Source organism: Agromyces sp. NPDC055658, assembly GCF_053618155.1.
Map to the genome: position 1 here is coordinate 1 of NZ_JBSHHD010000104.1, position 1,355 is coordinate 1,355.

The following is a 1,355-nucleotide window of genomic DNA, read 5'->3' on the forward strand; positions in this document are numbered from 1 at the left end:
GGCTCGGCGAGCTGGTGCGCCAGGTCGATTCCAGCCTGCTCGACGAGTGGGAGCAGCTGACGAGCCCGGACCAGCCTCACGATGTTCCGGTTGCGGTACCGGCCCGGCCACGCCCGCGGACCGGCAACGAGCGGGCGTTCACCGCGATGGTCCGCAACGCGCTGTTCCGCCGGGTCGAGTTGTTCGCCCGGGCCCGCTGGGACGAGCTCGGGGCGCTCGACGCCGCGTCCGGCTGGACGGCCGAGCGCTGGGCCGACGCGGGCGAGGCGTACTTCGACGAGCACTCCGAGGTGGGTACCGGAGCCAACGCCCGTGGCCCGGCGTTGCTGATCTTCGACCGGCAGCCGCAGGTGTGGCGAATCCGACAGATCCTCGAAGATCCTGCCGGAGATCACGATTGGGGCTTCGACGTGGAAGTCGACCTGGCTGCCAGCGATGAAGAGGGTGCCGCGGTGCTGCGTATCGTGGACGTGGGCCGGATGGGGTGAGCGGTTGCTGACCTCAATTTTATCGCGTACCCGGGGCCTTGCGGCAAGGCCCCGGTGATGGCGCACAATCGCTGGCCGAACCAAACCACGGATAAGCGAGGTAACTGTGGGGAACGTGCCAACTGACGAGCACGACATCGAAGTCCAGACCGAACAGACCTATGTCGACGGGCTGTACTCCCGCTTGGACGCCGAGCGCATCCGGGTACGTGACCGCTACCGCACCGCGCTGCGCGAGCACGGCGGTTCCGCGGTGGAGCGCGACGCCGAGGTGCGGGCGCTGGCCAAGGAAGCCAACCGGCTCGACGTTGCCGACAATGGCCTGTGCTTCGGTCGGCTGGAAACCCTTGCCGGAGAACATCTCTACGTCGGTCGCCTGGGCCTCTTCGACCGCGAGGATGACTACGAACCGTTGCTGCTGGACTGGCGGGCACCGCTGGCCCGGCCGTTCTACACCGCGACGGGGGCCAACCCGGAGAACATGCGCCGGCGCCGCCAGTTCCGCACGCTGGGGCGTCGCGTGCTCGACTTCACCGACGAGGTGCTGGGCCGGCCCGCCGAGGGTGACGAAGGTGACGCCGCACTGCTGGCCGCGGTGAACGCCCCGCGCGGTGAGGGCATGCGCGACATCGTCGCGACGATCCAGGCCGAGCAGGACGAGGTCATCCGCAACGAGCACACCGGGGTGCTCGTGGTCGAGGGCGGCCCGGGCACCGGCAAGACCGTGGTGGCACTGCACCGCGTGGCCTATCTGCTCTACACCCACCGCGAGCGGATCGAACGTCACGGCGTTCTGGTCGTCGGGCCCAATGAGGCGTTCCTGGACCACATCGGCCGGGTGCTGCCCTCGCTGGGTGAGTCCGATGC

2 protein-coding genes are annotated in these 1,355 nt (G+C 69.1%); both read left to right on the forward strand.

The window, feature by feature from the left end:
* On the forward strand, nt 1-488 hold a 488-nt coding region (locus ACWGPE_RS18830; protein WP_452049285.1), incomplete at its 5' end, for a DUF3516 domain-containing protein.
* Between the two features lie 115 nt (nt 489-603).
* The coding region (locus ACWGPE_RS18835) for a UvrD-helicase domain-containing protein (protein WP_452049286.1) at nt 604-1,355 on the forward strand (752 nt) is incomplete at its 3' end.